Below are 17,116 nucleotides of genomic sequence, written 5' to 3'. Positions count from 1 at the left end.
CCCGGCCCCGCATTCGGTCGCCCACCGACCACAGGCCACCTGTCACCGACCACCGAAAGTCGGCCGCCTCTCACCGCAACTCCGCCCGGAACCCCACCGGCGTCTGCCCGGTGTGCAGTTGGAAGAACTTGGAGAAGTTCGCCGGATCGGGAAAGCCCACCGCCGCGCCGACGCGCCCGATCGGCAGCTCCGTGTGGGCCAGCAGCCGCTTGGCCTCCAGGACGACCCGTTTGTCGATGAAGCCCTTGGGCGTCTCTCCGGTGGCGGCGCGGACCGCGCGCACCAGAGTACGGCGGGAGTAACCCAGCGCGTCCGCGTAGGCGCTGACGCTGTGATTGGTCGCGAAGTCACGCTCCACGGCGTCCCGGAAGAGGGTGAACGTCGACTCGGTGCGCCGCCCGGCCTCCGCGGAACTCGCCGCGAGGTGCGCGAGCCGCAGCAGGAACGCCGTCAGGGAGTGCCGCAGCACCGCCGTGTGCAGGCTGAGCGGGAGGGTCGCGTCGTCCTCGTACTCCTGTCGCAGGTACGTCAGGGCCGCGCGCAGGCCTGCGAGTCGGGCCGGGTCGGGGCGGAGCAGGGGCGGCAGGTCGTAGCGGTACAGGCCGGTGGCCTCGACCGTGGCGCGGGGCAGGAAGCCGGGTTGCATGGCGAGAACGGTTCCGCGGTACTCGCTCGACTTCGAGAAGCGGTGGACCTGCCCCGGGCGGATCCACAGCAGATCGCCGGCCGTGGCCTCGTACTCCGCGAAGTCGATCATGTGGTGTACGGGGCCGGCGTCGAACAGCATCACCACGTGGAAGTCGATCCGGTGGACGCGGTCCAGCGGCGCGTCCTCGGCGTGCCAGGTGCGGCCCGGCGCCATGGGGCCGACCTGCATACCGACACCGCCGACACTCAGCTCGACCGGAAAGGGAAGGGTGCTGATGCCATCGCCGTCTTGGGGGTTTCTGTCCGCCATGTCCTTCTCTCGCCGCCCTGCTGCCGCCGCCTGTGTCCCACTTTCACCACAGGCTGACACAGGCAGACCTTCCCCCGTAAAAGTCAGACTTTTACTTTTGAACACGCAAGACCCAGCTTCCCCCTCCCATCGAGGACTTCTTGAAGATGAGCACGCAGACCCCGAACAGCTTCGAATGGACCGAGCTCGACCGGCGTGCCGTCGACACCGCACGCCTTCTGGCGGCGGATGCCGTACAGCGGGTGGGCAACGGCCACCCCGGCACCGCGATGAGCCTGGCCCCCGCCGCGTACACGATCTTCCAGAAGGTGATGCGTCACGATCCGGCGGACCCGGAGTGGACCGGCCGTGACCGGTTCGTCCTCTCCCCCGGCCACACCTCGCTCACCCTCTACACCCAGCTCTTCCTCTCCGGCTACGAGGTGGAGCTCGAGGACCTGAAGCGCTTCCGGACCCATGGCTCGAAGACCCCCGGACATCCCGAGTACGGGCACACCGCCGGCGTGGAGACCACCACCGGGCCGCTCGGCCAGGGTGTCGCCAACGCCGTGGGCATGGCGATGGCCGCCCGGTACGAGCGTGGTCTGTTCGACCCGGAGGCACCGCAGGGCGAGTCGCCGTTCGATCACACGATCTGGGCGATCGTCTCCGACGGCGACCTGGAGGAAGGCGTCTCCGCCGAGGCCTCCTCGCTCGCCGGCCACCAGAAGCTCGGCAACCTGGTCTTCCTCTACGACGACAACCACATCTCCATCGAGGGCGACACCGCCACCGCGTTCTCCGAGGACGTGCTGAAGAGGTACGAGGCGTACGGCTGGCACGTGCAGCGCGTCGAGCCCGCCGACAACGGCGACATCGACGTATCCGCCCTGCATACGGCTCTGAGGGCGGCGCAGGCCGAGACCGCGCGCCCCTCCATGGTCGCGATGCGTACGATCATCGCCTGGCCCGCCCCGAACGCCCGGAACACCGAGGCCTCCCACGGCTCGGCGCTCGGCGCGGACGAGGTCGCCGCCACCAAGCGGTTGCTGGGCTTCGACCCCGAGCAGTCCTTCCAGGTGGACGCCGACGTCCTCGCCCACACCCGCGCCGCGCTCGACCGGGGCGCCGAGGCGCACGCGGCCTGGGACAAGCAGCTCGGCACTTGGCGCGGCGCCAACCCGGAGCGGGCGAAGCTGTTCGACCGGGTCGTCGCCGGTCAGCTCCCGGAGGGCTGGGAGGACGCGCTGCCGGTGTTCGAGCCCGGCAAGTCCGTCGCCACCCGCGCCGCCTCCGGCAAGGTGCTGCAAGCGCTGGGCGCGGTCGTCCCCGAGCTGTGGGGCGGTTCCGCCGATCTCGCCGGCTCCAACAACACCACCATCGACAAGGCCTCCTCCTTCCTCCCCGAGGGCAACCCGCTGCCCGAGGCGGACCCGTACGGCCGTACCGTGCACTTCGGCATCCGCGAGTTCTCGATGGCCGCCGAGATGAACGGCATCGCGCTGCACGGCAACACCCGTATCTACGGGGGGACGTTCCTGGTGTTCTCCGACTACATGCGCAACGCCGTCCGCATGTCGGCGCTGATGCAGCTGCCGGTGACGTACGTGTGGACGCACGACTCCATCGGCCTCGGCGAGGACGGCCCCACTCACCAGCCGGTCGAGCACCTGGCCTCGCTGCGCGCCATTCCGGGCCTGAACATCGTCCGCCCGGCCGACGCCAACGAGACCGCGATCGCCTGGGCGGAGATTCTCAAGCGGCACGCCACCCACCCGGCGCCGCACGGGCTCGCCCTCACCCGCCAGGGCGTGCCGACGTACGCGCCCAACTCCGACGCGGCGAAGGGTGGTTACGTCCTCGTCGACTCCTCCTCCGGCACTGCGGACGTCGTTCTCCTCGCCACCGGCTCCGAGGTGCAGCTCGCCGTCGCCGCGCGCGAGCTGCTGGAGGCCGAGGGGATCGGGACGCGGGTGGTGTCGATGCCGTCCGTGGAGTGGTTCGAGGAGCAGTCGCGCGCGTACCGCGACAGCGTCCTGCCGCCGTCGGTGAAGGCCCGGGTCGCGGTCGAGGCGGGCATCGGCCTGACCTGGTACCGGTTCGTGGGGGACGCGGGACGCATCGTCTCCCTCGAACACTTCGGCGCCTCCGCCGACGCGAACATCCTGTTCGCCGAATACGGGTTCACCCCCGAGAACGTCGCCGCCGCAGCCCGGGAATCCCTCGCTGCCGCGCGTGGTTGATCCGAACGCCAGAAAGAAGATGATCACAGTGACCGAAGCAACCGCTGTCGCGGGAGCACTCAAGCGCCTGTCCGACGAGGGCGTCTCCATCTGGCTGGACGACCTGTCGCGCAACCGGATCCGGTCCGGCAACCTGGCCGAACTCGTCGCCACGCAGCACGTCGTCGGCGTCACCACCAACCCGTCCATCTTCCAGGCCGCCATCGGCTCCGGCGAGGGCTACGAGGACCAGCTCGCCGACCTGGCCGTGCGGGGCGTGACGGTCGACGAGGCCGTCAGGATGATGACGACCGCCGACGTGCGGGCGGCAGCCGATATCCTGCATCCCGTATACACCACATCGCATGGTGTCGACGGTCGCGTGTCCATCGAGGTCGACCCCCGCCTCGCACACGACACCGCGGCCACCATCGCCGAGGCCAAGCAGCTCGCCTGGCTCGTCGACCGCCCCAACGTGATGATCAAGATCCCGGCGACGAAGGCCGGCCTCCCGGCGATCACCGAGGTCATCGGCCTCGGCATCAGCGTCAACGTCACGCTGATCTTCTCGCTGGAGCGCTACCGCGAGGTCATGGACGCCTACCTGGCCGGCCTCGAGAAAGCGCATTCCAACGGCCTGGACCTCTCCGCCATCCACTCCGTGGCCTCCTTCTTCGTCTCCCGCGTCGACTCCGAGATCGACAAGCGGCTGACGGTCCTCGGCACGGACGAGGCCCTCGCGCTGAAGGGAAGGGCGGCGCTGGCCAACGCGCGGCTCGCCTACGAGGCGTACGAGGAGGTCTTCGCCGGCGACCGCTGGACCACGCTGGCCGGGGCGAAGGCGAACAAGCAGCGTCCGCTGTGGGCGTCCACGGGTGTGAAGGATCCCGCATACAAGGACACGCTGTACGTGGACGATCTGGTGGCTCCGGGCACCGTCAACACCATGCCGGAGGCCACCCTCCACGCCACCGCCGACCACGGCGCCATCACCGGCGACACGGTGACCGGCGGCTACGCGCGGGCCCGTGCCGATCTGGCCGCCGTAGCGGCACTCGGTATCTCCTACGACGAGGTCGTCACCCGGTTGGAGGACGAGGGTGTCGCCAAGTTCGAGGCGGCGTGGGAGGACTTGCTGAACACGGTCACGAAGTCGCTGCTGAGCAGGGGAGCTGACGCGGAATGAGCACCATACCTGTGTGGGACAACCCTCTGCGGGATCCCCGCGACCGGCGTCTGCCCCGTATCGCCGGCCCGTCCGGCCTCGTGATCTTCGGCGTGACGGGCGATCTGTCCCGCAAGAAGCTGATGCCGGCCGTCTACGACCTCGCCAACCGCGGTCTGCTGCCGCCGGGCTTCTCGCTCGTCGGGTTCGCCCGGCGCGACTGGGAGGACCAGGACTTCGCGCAGGTCGTGCATGACGCGGTGCGGGAGCACTCGCGGACCCCGTTCCGCGAGGAGGTCTGGCAGCAGCTCGCCGAGGGCATGCGGTTCATCCCGGGCGACTTCGACGACGACACGGCGTTCAAGCAGCTCAAGGCCGCCGTCGACGAGCTGGACACCTCTCGTGGTACCGGCGGCAACTTCGCCTTCTACCTCTCCGTGCCGCCCAGGTTCTTCCCGAAGGTCGTCGAGCAGCTCAAGAGGCACGGGCTGGCGAAGGCGCGGGAGGGATCCTGGCGGCGGGCGGTCATCGAGAAGCCGTTCGGGCACGACCTGGCGAGCGCGCGGGAGCTGAACGCGGTCGTGCACGACGTGTTCGAGCCGGACCAGGTGTTCCGCATCGACCACTACCTGGGCAAGGAGACCGTCCAGAACATCCTGGCGCTGCGGTTCGCCAACACGATGTTCGAGCCGATCTGGAACCGGTCGTACGTCGACCACATCCAGATCACCATGGCCGAGGACATCGGCATCGGCGGCCGGGCCGGCTACTACGACGGCATCGGCTCGGCCCGTGACGTCATCCAGAACCACCTGCTGCAGCTGATGGCACTGACGGCCATGGAGGAACCCGCCTCCTTCGACGCGGCCTCGCTGCTCACCGAGAAGCTCAAGGTGCTCGAGGCCGTGAAGCTGCCGGAGGACCTGGGCCGCCACACCGTGCGGGCGCAGTACGCGGGCGGCTGGCAGGGCGGTGCGAAGGTGCGCGGTTACCTGGAGGAGGACGGCATCGACCCGGCGTCCACGACGGACACGTACGCCGCCGTGAAGCTGAACGTCGACAACCGCCGCTGGGCGGGCGTCCCCTTCTACCTGCGCACCGGCAAGCGGCTCGGCCGCCGGGTGACGGAGATCGCGGTCGTCTTCCAGCGGGCGCCCCACTCCCCCTTCGACTCCACCGCCACCGAGGAGCTCGGGCAGAACGCGATCGTCATCCGCGTCCAGCCGGACGAGGGCATCACGGTACGGTTCGGTTCGAAGGTTCCGGGCACCTCGATGGAGATCCGGGACGTCACGATGGACTTCGCCTACGGCGAGTCCTTCACGGAGTCGAGCCCGGAGGCGTACGAGCGCCTCATCCTGGACGTGCTGCTCGGCGACGCCAACCTTTTCCCGCGCCACCAGGAAGTGGAAGAGTCCTGGAAGATCCTCGACCCGATCGAGGAGTACTGGGCGGCGCACGGCAGGCCCGCGCAGTACGCCTCGGGCAGCTGGGGTCCCGAGGAAGCCGACGAGATGCTCGCACGAGACGGACGGAGCTGGCGCAGGCCATGAAGATCGACCTGACCGACACCACGGCAAGCAAGATCAACAAGGCGCTGGTGCAGGGTCGCCGCGCCATCGGCACACCCGCCGTGGGCATGGTCCTGACGATGGTCATCGTCACGGACGAGGAGAACGCCTACGACGCGATCAAGGCGGCCGAGGAGGCCTCGCACGAGCACCCCTCGCGCACCCTGGTCGTCATCAAGCGGCACGCCCGCACCCCGAGGGAGCGCACCCGGTCGCGGCTGGACGCCGAGGTGCGCGTCGGCTCCGAGGCCGGCACCGGCGAGACGGTGATCCTGCGGACCTACGGCGAGGTGTCCGACCACGCCGACTCCGTCGTCCTGCCGCTGCTGCTGCCGGACGCGCCGGTCGTCGTGTGGTGGCCGGTGGACGCGCCGGAGAACCCGTCCAAGGATCCGCTGGGCGCGCTCGCGCAGCGCCGGATCACCGACCTCTACGCCGTCGAGAACGCGCTGCGGACGCTGGAGACCCGGGTACGGTCCTACGCCCCCGGCGACACCGACCTCGCGTGGACCCGGCTCACGCCGTGGCGCTCCATGCTGGCGGCGGCTCTGGACCAGGCCCGGGTGCCGATCGTCTCGGGCGCGGTGGAGGCCGAGGCGGAGAACCCGGCCGCCGAGCTGCTGGCCCGCTGGCTCGAGGCGCGGCTGAGCGTCCGGATCGACCGCGTGGTCACCGCCGGACCGGTCGTCACGGCCGTGCGCCTGGGCACGGCGGACGGCGACATCGTCATCGACCGCCCCGAGGGCCCCCTGGCCACGCTCTCCCTGCCGGGCCAGCCCTCACGCACCCTCGCGCTGAAGGTCCGCACCACCTCCGAACTCATCGCCGAGGAGCTCAGGCGCCTCGACGCGGACGAGATGTACGCCGTCGCCCTCAGGGGTGAGGGCACCAAGGAGACCCCCTCTCATGTCTGACACAACCCGGCTCACCCAGCGGCCCGAGTGGGCCGCCCTGGCGGACCACCGCGCCCAGGGGCAGGCACATCTGCGCGAGCTGTTCGCGGCGGACCCCTCTCGCGCCGAACGGTACGTGGTGCGCGTCGGCGACCTGCGCATCGACTACTCGAAGCACCTGGTCACCGACGAGACGCTGGCCCTGCTGACCGAACTGGCCACCGCCACCGGCGTGTTCGGGCTGCGGGACGCCATGTTCCGCGGCGAGAAGATCAACGTCACCGAGCGGCGGGCCGTCCTGCACACCGCGCTGCGCGCCCCGGCCGACGCGGTGATCGAGGTCGACGGCGAGAACGTCGTCCCCCAGGTCCACTCCGTGCTGCGGAAGATGAGCGACTTCGCCGAGCGGGTCCGCTCCGGCGAGTGGACCGGGCACACCGGCAAGCGCATCCGCAACGTCGTCAACATCGGCATCGGCGGCTCGGACCTGGGACCGGCGATGGCGTACGAGGTGCTGCGCGCCTTCACGGCACGGGAGTTGACGTTCCGATTCGTGTCGAACGTCGACGGCGCCGATCTCCACGAGGCCGTACGGGACCTGGACCCGGCGGAGACCCTGTTCATCGTCGCCTCCAAGACCTTCACCACCATCGAGACGATCACCAACGCCACCTCGGCCCGGTCCTGGCTCCTCGAGGGCCTGGGCGGCGAGGAGAAGGCGGTCGCGAGGCACTTCGTCGCGCTGTCCACGAACGCCGAGAAGGTCGCCGGCTTCGGCATCGACGTGGACAACATGTTCGAGTTCTGGGACTGGGTCGGCGGCCGCTACTCCTACGACTCGGCGATCGGACTGTCCCTGATGATCGCCATCGGCCCGGACCGGTTCCGGGAGATGCTCGACGGCTTCCACCTGGTCGACGAGCACTTCCGCACCGCGCCCGCCGAGGCCAACGCCCCTTTGATCCTGGGGCTGTTGGGCATCTGGTACGGCAACTTCCTGGACGCCCAGTCGCATGCGGTGCTGCCGTACTCGCACTATCTGTCGAAGTTCACCGCCTATCTCCAGCAGCTCGACATGGAGTCCAACGGCAAGTCGGTGGACCGCGAGGGCAGGCCCGTCGAGTGGCAGACGGGGCCGGTGGTGTGGGGTACGCCCGGCACCAACGGGCAGCACGCCTACTACCAGTTGATCCACCAGGGCACGAAGCTGATCCCGGCCGACCTGATCGGCTTCGCCCGTCCCGTCGGTGAGCTGAGCGACGAACTCAAGGCGCAGCACGATTTGTTGATGGCCAACCTGTTCGCGCAGGGGCAGGCGCTCGCCTTCGGCAAGACCGCCGACGAGGTCCGCGCGGAGGGCGTGCCCGAGGAGCAGGTCGCGCACCGCACCTTCCGGGGCAACCACCCCACCACCACGATCCTGGCGGCCGAGCTGACCCCGTCGGTCCTCGGCCAGCTCATCGCCCTCTACGAGCACAAGGTGTTCGTGCAGGGTGCCGTCTGGGACATCGACTCCTTCGACCAGTGGGGCGTGGAGCTCGGCAAGGTCCTCGCCAAGCGCGTCGAGCCGGCCCTCACCGAAGGCGCGGACGTGCCCGGCCTCGACCCCTCCACCGCCGCCCTCGTGGCCGCCTACCGTGAACTCAGGAAGTAGTGAACTGATATGCAGCTCGGTCTGATTGGTCTCGGCAAGATGGGCGGCAACATGCGCGAGCGCATCCGCCGCGCCGGCCACACCGTCATCGGCTACGACCGCAACCCCGACCTCTCCGACGTCGAGGACCTCGCCGGACTCGTCGAGCGGCTCGAGGCGCCGCGCACCGTCTGGGTGATGGTCCCGGCAGGCGCCGCCACCCAGTCCGTCGTCGACGAACTCGGCGACCTGCTCCAGGCCGGCGACACGGTCGTCGACGGCGGCAACTCCCGCTGGACGGACGACGAGAAGCACGCCGCCGAGCTCGGCGCCAAGGGCATCGGCTTCGTCGACGCCGGTGTCTCCGGCGGCGTGTGGGGCCTGCAGAACGGCTACGCCCTGATGGTCGGCGGCGACAAGGAGCACGTCGACCGGCTCCAGCCGATCTTCGACGCGCTCAAGCCGGAGGGCCCGTACGGCTATGTCCACGCGGGCAGGGTCGGCGCCGGGCACTTCTCGAAGATGGTCCACAACGGCATCGAGTACGCCATGATGCAGGCCTACGCCGAGGGCTGGGAGCTGCTGGAGAAGGTCGACTCCGTGACGGACGTGCGTGAGGTCTTCCGCTCCTGGCAGGAGGGCACCGTCATCCGGTCCTGGCTGCTCGACCTGGCGGTCAACGCCCTCGACGAGGACGAGCACCTCGACAAGCTGCGCGGCTGGGCACAGGACTCCGGTGAGGGCCGCTGGACCGTGGAGGCCGCCATCGACAACGCGGTGCCGCTGCCCGCGATCACGGCCTCGCTGTTCGCCCGGTTCACGTCCCGCCAGGAGGACTCGCCGCAGATGAAGATGATCGCGGCGCTGCGCAACCAGTTCGGCGGCCACGCCGTCGAGTCGGCGAAGGAGTAGTACGGCCGTGGGGGATCTGCTGCTGGTCCGCCACGGCGAGACGGAGTGGAGCCTTTCGGGACAGCACACCAGCTGGACCGACCTGCCCCTCACCGAGAACGGTGAACTGCAGGCGAAGTCGCTCGCTCCCTTCTTCTCCCGCCGGACCTTCTGCCTCGCCCTGACCAGCCCGCTGCACCGCGCGGTGCGCACCGCCGAGCTCGCCGGCATCGGCGGGGCCGTCGCCGCGCCCGACCTGCACGAGTGGGACTACGGGGCCTACGAGGGCATCACCAGCGTCGAGATCCATCGGGACCGCCCCACCTGGGACCTGTGGACCGACGGCGTCCCGGCCGGCCCCGACGGTCATCCCGGTGAGTCGCCGGAGGAGATCGGGCGGCGCGCCGACCGGGTGCTGTCCCGCGTCGACGCGGCGCTCGCCAACTGTGGCGGGGACGCCGTGCTCGTGGCCCACGGGCACTTCCTGCGGGTGCTGACGGCCCGTCGGCTCGGACTGCCGCCCGCGCAAGGGCGGTTGTTCCAGCTGGCCACGGGCACGTACAGCCGGTTGTCGACGGAGCACGGCCGACCGGTGATCGCGGAGTGGAACGTGCGGCCGTAGTCGGTTGACACCGTGCGAAGGGCCCGCCAGAGTCGCGGCTGATGGAGATCGACGATCTGACAGCGGCCGAACAGCGCGTCTGGCGGGCCTTCGCCACGGGTGCGGAGGTCGACTTCCGGGACAGCGACGGCGAACGGACGGTGCGGGCCCCGGTGTTGCGGGCGTTGCTCCTCAACGGACCGGGTGAACCGGGGGAGATAGCGGCCGTCAAGGTCCGCGGCGCCCGTATCACCGGCGCGCTGGACCTGCGGTACGCGACCGTCGACAGCGTCATCCACCTGACCCACTGCCACTTCGCGGACGCCCCCGACTTCACCGGCGGCCACCTGCGCTACCTCAGCCTGCGCGACTCCGAGATGCCCGGGCTGGCGGTGACCCGGGCCCGCATCGACGGCAGCCTGCGGCTGACCCGCTGCCGGTTCGGCGGGCCGGTGCGTCTCGACGGGGCACAGATCAGCGGTGCGCTGTTCCTCGAGCGGGCGCAGATCACCCCGGAGACCTCCGCACAGCCGGTGCTCCAGCTCAACCAGGTGGCCGTCGACGACGACCTGTGCGCCCGCGGACTGCGTGCCCGGGGCCTGATCCGGCTCGACGGCGCAACCGTCGCCGGCTCGCTCGACCTGGAGGACGCCGAGCTGAGCAACACCGGCGCCCATGTCCTCGACGCCGAGGCACTCGATGTCGGCGCCAACCTGCTCGCCCGGCGGCTGCGCGCCGAGGGACGCATCGACCTGCGCGGCGCCCGGATACCCGGCCGGGTGGATCTGCTGGACGCCCGGCTGTCCAACCCGGGCGGCACCGCCCTGCGGGCCAGCAGCTGTGTGATCGGCGAGTTCTGGCTGCGCCGGGGACCGCGGGTCGAGGGCATGCTGAATCTGCGACGGGCCGAGATCAACCAGTTCGACGTGGAGCCGGAGATGCTGCCCGAGGAGGTCCGTCTGCTCGACCTCACCTACACCTTCCTCACCCCCCACGAGCCCGCCGAACGCCGGCTGCCCATGCTGGAGCGGGACGGCGAGGGGTTCGATCCGCACGCCTACGAGCAGTTGACGGCCGCCTACCGCAGGATCGGCGACGACCAGGCGGCCATGCTCGTCCAACTCGCCAAGCAGCGCCGCCGCCGGTCCACGCTCCCCTGGTACGGGCGGGTGTGGGGCCATCTCCAGGACGCCGCCGTCGGCTACGGCTTCCGACCGCTGCGGGCGGCCGTCTGGCTGCTGTCCCTGCTGGCCGTCGGCTCGGTCGCGTACGCCACGCACCGTCCGCCCGCGCTCAAGGCGGGCGAGGCACCCCGCTTCGATCCGGTCTTCTACACCCTCGACCTGCTGCTTCCGGTGATCTCCTTCGGGCAGGAGAGCGCGTTCGCGCCGAGGGGCTGGTACCAGACGCTGTCGTACGTCCTCATCGTCACCGGCTGGATCCTGGCCACGACGGTCGTCGCGGGCGTGACCAGGACGGTCAGCCGCCAGTAGGTCAGCGCCACGCGCGCTGGGCCGCCAGCCGCACCGGCGCGTTGGCGGCGCCGTAGCCCTGGTAGCCGCCGTCGCGCTGGACGAGTTCGAAGAACACGCGGCCGACGGTGCGGGTGTAGAAGTGCCGAAAGACGCCGTGCGCGTCCCGGTCGTAGAGAATGCCCAGGTCCCGGTAGGTCTCCAGCTCGCCGTCGGCGAACTCGAAGCGGGCCGCGAGATCGTCGTGGTAGTTCTCGGGGATGGGCAGCAGACGGCCGCCGGCCGCGATGAAGCGGCGGGCCGCGGCAACCACGTCGTTGGTGGCGAGCGCGATGTGCCGGGCGTGGACGGTGTCGTCGCCGGGGGCCGCGCCGACGGTGAGCGGGAAACGGACGCTGCCGTCGGCGTTGGTGACGGCGCGGCTGCGCAGCAGCCCGTAGGGGTCGGCGACGTCGACGCTCTCCTGCGCGTCGAGGCCGAGGACGCCGCGGTGGAAGAGGACGGCCTCGTCGAAGTGGTGCCAGGGCTGGGTGAGGGCCACGTGGTCGATGCGGAGGTCGTCCGAGGGGACGGGGGTGTGGGGTACGTCCTCGAAGTCGGCGCGCCAGTTGGGCAGTCCGGGTCGGTCGGTCGCGCACAGGAAGAGTTCCGTGCCGTCGGGGGCGGCGACCGCGTCGAGGGGGGCGTCCTCGGCGGCGCGGCGACGCGGCAGGACCGGGGCGAGCAGGGCCTCGGCGCGGCGGGCGGCGGCGGCCGGGTCCGGGGACTCCAGGCCGATCGCGGCGAGGGTGGTGCCGTCGACGGGGGTCCCCCCGCGCGAGCGAAGCCGGGAGTGGGGGAGGGCGGCCGGGCCGGTGTTGACCAGGATCCGGGCCCCGCCCTGCTCCCACAGCTCGACCGGCTTGCCGCGGTGGCGGGCGGTGCGGGCGAAGCCGAGGGAGGTCAGGAGCGCGGAGACGGGTTCGGCGTCGGGGGTGACCAGTTCGGTGAAGGCGATCCCGGTGGGGGTGGCCGGCGCGGGCAGGTCCTCAAGGCCGAGCTGCTCCTGCAGGACGAGCAGGGAGCGGCGGGCGTCGACGGCGGTCGGGCCGGCCTCCGCCTGCCGGAAGACGTCGTTGAAGACCTCGAGCGAGAGCGGACCGTCGTAGCCTGTATGCAGTACACGACGTACAAGATCCGGTATATCGAATCCGCCCTGACCGGGGAAGCAGCGGTGGTGGCGGCTCCACTGCAGCACGTCCATGCCGAGCAGCGGGGCGTCCGCGAGCTGCAGGAAGAAGATCTTCTCGCCGGGGATGTCCTCGATGCCCTTGGGGTCGGAGCCCCGGGACAGGATGTGGAAGCTGTCCAGGCAGGTGCCGAGGGCCGGGTGACCGGCGGTCTCGACGATGTGCCAGGCGTGGTCGTAGGTGCTGACGTGCCGCCCCCAGGCGAGCGCCTCGTAGGCGACCCGGATCCCGAAGTCCTGGGCGAGGTCGGCGAGGCGGGCGAGCTGCTCGGCGGCGAGCGCGTCGTCGTCCTCGGCCAGCGGGGAGACGCTGGAGCAGACCAGGACGGTGTCCGCTCCGAGCCGGCCCATCAGCTCGAACTTGTGCCGGGCACGGCGCAGGTTGCGGGCGAACGCGGCCTCGGGCACCGCCTCGATGTCCCGCATCGGCTGGTAGAGATCGATGCCGAGGCCGAGGTCGGCGCAGCGGGCGCGGATCTCCTCGGGGGTGAGGGGGCTCGCGAGCAGATCGTTCTCGAAGATCTCGACACCGTCGAAACCGGCGCGGGCGGCGGCCGTGAGCTTCTCGGTGAGGGATCCGCTCAGGGAGACGGTGGCTATGGACGTACGCACCTGGGCACCTCTTGGTTCTGGTTGCGTCGGGCGGCGAGGGCTTACTTCGGGGCGGCGACCGCGCCGGCCAGCTCGGCGATGTCGGCGAGCATGCGGGCGCTGTCGGGTTCCCGCCCGGTGAACAGCCGGAACGCGTCCACCGCCTGGAAGACGGCCATGCCGCCGCCGTCGAGGACCGCGCAGCCCAGGGCCCGCGCGGTGCGCAGCAGCTCGGTCTCCAGCGGGCGGTAGACGACCTCGGCGACCCACAGGCCGGGGCGCAGCAGGCCGGCCGGGAAGGGCAGGCCGGGGTGGGCGGCCATGCCGGTGGGGGTGGCGTGCACGATGCCGTCGGCGTGCGCGAGCAGCTCCGGCAGGCGGTCCGGGCCGGCGGCCACCGCGCGACCGGCGCCGAAGTGGCGGTTCAGGGAGCCCGCGAGCTGTCGGGCCCGCTCGGGCAGCGCGTCGACGACGGTGACCTGCCCGGCGCCGAGGGTGAGTGTGGCGTGCGCGACGGCCGCGCCCGCGCCGCCCGCCCCCAGCTGCACGACCCGCTCCAGCGGGGCGTCCGGCAGGCCGCGGGCGAAGGAGGCGGCGAAACCGGTGACGTCGGTGTTGTGGCCGACGGCCCGGCCGCCCTCGAAGACGACCGTGTTGACCGCTCCGAGTGCCTCGGCCTGCGGGGAGAGCGCGTCGAGGTGCTCGATGACCAGCTGCTTGCACGGATGCGTGATGTTCAGCCCGTCGAAGCCGAGGTCGCGCGCGGCCCGCACCAGGTCGCCGACCGCCTCCGGAACGACCCCGAGGACGTCGATGTCGATCAGCCGGTACAGATAGCGCAGCCCCTGCCGGTCGGCCTCCCGCTCGTGCAGCGCCGGGCTGAGCGACGGGCCGATGCCGGAGCCGATCAGGCCGACGAGATACGAGTCCTTGGACACGTCCTGGGGCACGACGGACCTCCTGAGCGGCGACTAATGTACGAACTGGTGAGTTAGTCATAGCATCGGACCGGGCCGCCGGGGAAGCCCTCTCTCGTCATGGCACGCGATCGGGCTTCTAGAATCCGTTCACCGCACCCCCACCGCCCGAAGGAACCCGATGACCAGCGTCGACGAACCGGCACGACCGAACGGGCGCACCCGTGACGCCGCCCGCACCCAGGCCGAGATCCTCGACGTGGCGACCCGGGAGTTCGCCCGCGTCGGCTACGCCGGGGCCCGTGTCGACGACATCGCCGCCCGCACCAGCACCACGAAGCGGATGATCTACTACTACTTCGGCGGCAAGGAGCAGCTGTTCACCGCCGTCCTGGAGCGGGCCTACGGCGTGATCCGCGAGGCCGAGCAGAAGCTCGACGTCGAGCACCTGGACCCGGTCGCGGCCATCCGCCGCCTGGCCGAGCTGACCTTCGACCACCACGAGCAGCACCCGGACTTCATCCGCCTGGTGAGCATCGAGAACATCCACGAGGCCGAGCACATCGCCGCCTCCGAGAAGCTCGGCAGGATCGGCTCTCCCGCGCTCGACGTGATCGGCCGCATCCTCGCCGCCGGCCAGGAGTCCGGCCTGTTCACCGCCGAGGTGGACGCCGTCGACCTGCACGCCATGATCAGCTCGTTCTGCTTCTTCCGGGTGGCCAACCGGCACACCTTCGGCGCCCTGTTCGGCCGTGACCTGGTGGACCCGGCCCAGCGCGAGCACTACCGGACCATGCTCGGCGACATGGTGATCGCCTACCTGACGGCGGAGCGGGCGGCGGACTGATCCGCCCCCGGGACCGCCTCGGAAGATCCTTCCGCGCCACCTATTGACAGAGGGGAAACATCAGCGCAACATCACTGGCCATCCGCTACTAACTACCCAGTGGGTTAATTAGCCGGTCATCGCACCCGGCGCAGCCGCCGCCCCGCACCCCGGGGATCCTGCCCTTCTCCCCTGCCCCACTCCCCGTACGTCGGAGCCCCCGAAGGAGCACGCCGTGTCCGTCCCCGCCGCAGCACCTCCCGGCCAGCCGAAGAAAGCCGCCACGGCGGCGTGGATCGGCAGCGCCCTCGAGTACTACGACTTCTTCATCTACGGCAGCGCGGCCGCGCTGATCTTCCCGAAGGTCTTCTTCGACGAGTCGGACCCGGCCACCGCGACCCTGCTGTCGCTGGCCACCTTCGGTGTCGCCTACGCGGCCCGTCCCGTCGGCGCGCTCTTCCTGGGGCACTTCGGCGACCGCGTGGGCCGCAAGAAGATCATGGTCTTCACGCTGATCCTGATGGGCGTCTCGACGTTCCTCATCGGCTGCCTGCCCTCTCGCGCCCAGGTCGGCGGCCTCGCTCCGGTCCTGCTGGTCGCCTGCCGGGTCCTGCAGGGCATCTCCGCGGCCGGTGAGCAGGCCAGCGCCAACTCGATGACGCTCGAACACGCGCCGCCGAACCGGCGCGGCTTCTTCACCAGCTTCACCCTGAGCGGCACCCAGGGCGGGCAGCTCCTGGCCACCCTGGTCTTCATCCCGGTCGCGGCGCTGCCCGAGGACCAGCTGCTGTCGTGGGGCTGGCGGGTGCCGTTCTGGATGAGCATCGCGGTCGCCGTGGTCGGCTACGTCATCCGGCGCAAGCTGGAGGAGACCCCGGCGTTCGCCGCGCAGCAGGCCACCGGTGAGGTCGTCAAGCTGCCGCTGGCGGTGCTGCTGCGCGAGCACTGGGCCGATGTGCTGCGGGTGATCGGGGGCGCGCTGATCGCCTCGGTCAGCACCGTCTTCACGGTGTGGGCGCTGGCGTACGCGACCGGCGACTCGGTCGGCATGAGCCGCTCCTCCATGCTGTGGGTGGGCGCGCTGGCCAACCTGGTGGCGCTGGCGGCCATCCCGGCGTGGGCGACGCTCTCCGACCGCATCGGCCGGCGTCCCGTCTACCTGGCCGGTGCGGCCGGCAGCGCGGTGCTGATGTTCCTGTACCTGTGGGCGATCTCCACCGGTTCCTACCCGCTGATCCTGGTCCTGGGCATCGTCACCTTCGGTGTGGTCTACAGCGCCGCGAACGGCGTGTGGCCCTCCTTCTACGGCGAGATGTTCTCCACCCGCGTCCGCCTCTCGGGCATGGCGATCGGCACCCAGATCGGTTTCGCGGTGGCCGGTTTCGCGGTCACCTTCGCGGCGGAGATCGCGGGCCCGAACGGCGACGACTGGTCCTCGGTGGCCCTGTTCACGGCCGCCCTGTGCGTCCCGCCGGTGATCGCGGCCCTCTCGGCCCGGGAGACCGCGAAGATCCCGACCGAGCACCTGGGCGAGCGGGACGCGACCGGGTCCTCGCAGCGGGAGGCCGTCACCGCCTGACCCGCGGCCTCCCGAGCCCCTCCGGACGCCCTGGCGGCTCCGGTGGGGGCTCCGGCATGTCGGCGGGCCGCCCGTCAGCCTTCGCCGGCCGCCTTCGGAATCCCGTACGCCCGCTCCACCCGCAGCCGGGCGACCAGGCGGCGGTCGCGGACCATGGCGGCGCGGTAGTCCTCCCAGTCGGGGTGTTCGCCCAGGACGTCGCGGTAGAGGCGGACGAGTTCCTCCACCGTGTCGTCGTAGGGGTCCTTCGCGACCGGGGTGAGGTCGGCGGTGGCCTCGACGACCGTGTAGGCGCGGTGGTTCGGGGTGGTGACGTGGTACGACGCCCGTGGGTCGCGGCGCAGGTTGCGGGTCTTGGCGCGGTCGTCCGTGACGGAGATCCGGATGACGCCCTCGTCCGGGTCGTAGTGGTGGCTGACGTTCGACAGCTGGGGGCGGCCGTCACGCTTGAGGGTGACCAGTACTCCGCTGCGGCCCTCGGAGAGCAGCGCGAGCAGTGCGTTCTGCGTGTCCTGAGTCATGTCCGGCACAACAGGCTCCCCCTCGGGGCGCATTCCCCGCCCCGCGTCCCCACCGGACTCCGGGCGCCC

The 17,116-nt window shown here is 70.8% G+C and carries 14 protein-coding genes; 10 read left to right on the top strand and 4 right to left on the bottom strand.

Annotated elements, in window-relative coordinates; translation table 11 throughout:
* Window positions 1-70: 70 nt before the first annotated feature.
* The gene (locus ACIBVL_RS16840; RefSeq protein ID WP_399097893.1) at window positions 71-958 is read right to left on the bottom strand and encodes a helix-turn-helix domain-containing protein; all 888 of its coding nucleotides are present in this window, start codon (window positions 956-958) and stop codon (window positions 71-73) included.
* Window positions 959-1,104: 146 nt separating this feature from the next.
* On the opposite strand from ACIBVL_RS16840, the gene tkt reads away from it, so the two are divergent.
* From tkt to ACIBVL_RS16800, 8 genes are read left to right on the top strand one after another with little or no spacing between them, the layout of a single operon-like run.
* Window positions 1,105-3,180, top strand: a complete 2,076-nt coding sequence (gene tkt, locus ACIBVL_RS16835; RefSeq protein ID WP_399097892.1) for a transketolase — start codon at window positions 1,105-1,107, stop codon at window positions 3,178-3,180.
* Window positions 3,181-3,199: 19 nt separating this feature from the next.
* On the top strand, window positions 3,200-4,345 hold the full coding sequence (gene tal / locus ACIBVL_RS16830) for a transaldolase (protein WP_399097891.1): 1,146 nt from the start codon (window positions 3,200-3,202) through the stop codon (window positions 4,343-4,345).
* Entirely contained in the window at window positions 4,342-5,877 is a 1,536-nt protein-coding gene (gene zwf, locus ACIBVL_RS16825) for a glucose-6-phosphate dehydrogenase (protein ID WP_399097890.1), read from the top strand. The genes tal and zwf overlap by 4 nt, the downstream gene beginning before the upstream one ends.
* Complete coding sequence (opcA, locus tag ACIBVL_RS16820) at window positions 5,874-6,809, top strand: glucose-6-phosphate dehydrogenase assembly protein OpcA (RefSeq protein ID WP_399097889.1); 936 nt, start codon at window positions 5,874-5,876, stop codon at window positions 6,807-6,809. The genes zwf and opcA overlap by 4 nt, the downstream gene beginning before the upstream one ends.
* Window positions 6,802-8,442, top strand: coding sequence for a glucose-6-phosphate isomerase (gene pgi, locus ACIBVL_RS16815; protein ID WP_399097888.1), 1,641 nt, complete (start codon window positions 6,802-6,804; stop codon window positions 8,440-8,442). Before opcA ends, pgi begins: the two co-directional genes overlap by 8 nt.
* 9 nt (window positions 8,443-8,451) lie before the next feature.
* A complete protein-coding gene (gene gnd / locus ACIBVL_RS16810) occupies window positions 8,452-9,333 on the top strand; it encodes a phosphogluconate dehydrogenase (NAD(+)-dependent, decarboxylating) (protein ID WP_399097887.1) in 882 nt (293 codons plus the stop codon).
* Between the two features lie 7 nt (window positions 9,334-9,340).
* Window positions 9,341-9,934 carry a histidine phosphatase family protein gene (locus ACIBVL_RS16805; RefSeq protein ID WP_399097886.1) on the top strand — a complete coding sequence of 198 codons (594 nt, stop codon included), beginning with the start codon at window positions 9,341-9,343 and terminating at the stop codon, window positions 9,932-9,934.
* A gap of 41 nt (window positions 9,935-9,975) precedes the next feature.
* Entirely contained in the window at window positions 9,976-11,406 is a 1,431-nt protein-coding gene (locus ACIBVL_RS16800) for a membrane-associated oxidoreductase (RefSeq protein ID WP_399097885.1), read from the top strand.
* A gap of 1 nt (window position 11,407) precedes the next feature.
* Here the strand turns inward: ACIBVL_RS16800 and ACIBVL_RS16795 are convergent, their stop codons facing one another.
* Window positions 11,408-13,225, bottom strand: a complete 1,818-nt coding sequence (locus ACIBVL_RS16795) for a bifunctional sugar phosphate isomerase/epimerase/4-hydroxyphenylpyruvate dioxygenase family protein (protein WP_399097884.1) — start codon at window positions 13,223-13,225, stop codon at window positions 11,408-11,410.
* A gap of 41 nt (window positions 13,226-13,266) precedes the next feature.
* The gene (locus ACIBVL_RS16790) at window positions 13,267-14,142 is read right to left on the bottom strand and encodes a shikimate dehydrogenase (RefSeq protein WP_399097940.1); all 876 of its coding nucleotides are present in this window, start codon (window positions 14,140-14,142) and stop codon (window positions 13,267-13,269) included.
* A 160-nt stretch (window positions 14,143-14,302) separates the two neighbouring features.
* On the opposite strand from ACIBVL_RS16790, the gene ACIBVL_RS16785 reads away from it, so the two are divergent.
* Entirely contained in the window at window positions 14,303-14,968 is a 666-nt protein-coding gene (locus tag ACIBVL_RS16785) for a TetR family transcriptional regulator (protein WP_399097883.1), read from the top strand.
* Window positions 14,969-15,182: 214 nt separating this feature from the next.
* Window positions 15,183-16,526 carry an MFS transporter gene (locus ACIBVL_RS16780; RefSeq protein WP_399097882.1) on the top strand — a complete coding sequence of 448 codons (1,344 nt, stop codon included), beginning with the start codon at window positions 15,183-15,185 and terminating at the stop codon, window positions 16,524-16,526.
* A gap of 74 nt (window positions 16,527-16,600) precedes the next feature.
* On the opposite strand, the gene ACIBVL_RS16775 is transcribed toward ACIBVL_RS16780, so the two are convergent.
* Window positions 16,601-17,047 (bottom strand): PPOX class F420-dependent oxidoreductase, encoded by a 447-nt coding sequence (locus ACIBVL_RS16775; RefSeq protein ID WP_399097881.1) that lies wholly within the window; start codon window positions 17,045-17,047, stop codon window positions 16,601-16,603.
* Window positions 17,048-17,116 lie beyond the last annotated feature (69 nt).

The organism is Streptomyces sp. NPDC049687 (genome assembly GCF_044465285.1).
GTDB lineage: Bacteria > Actinomycetota > Actinomycetes > Streptomycetales > Streptomycetaceae > Streptomyces.
The sequence above is the reverse complement of the archived record's forward strand: the minus strand, read 5'-3'. Positions and strand labels throughout refer to the sequence as shown.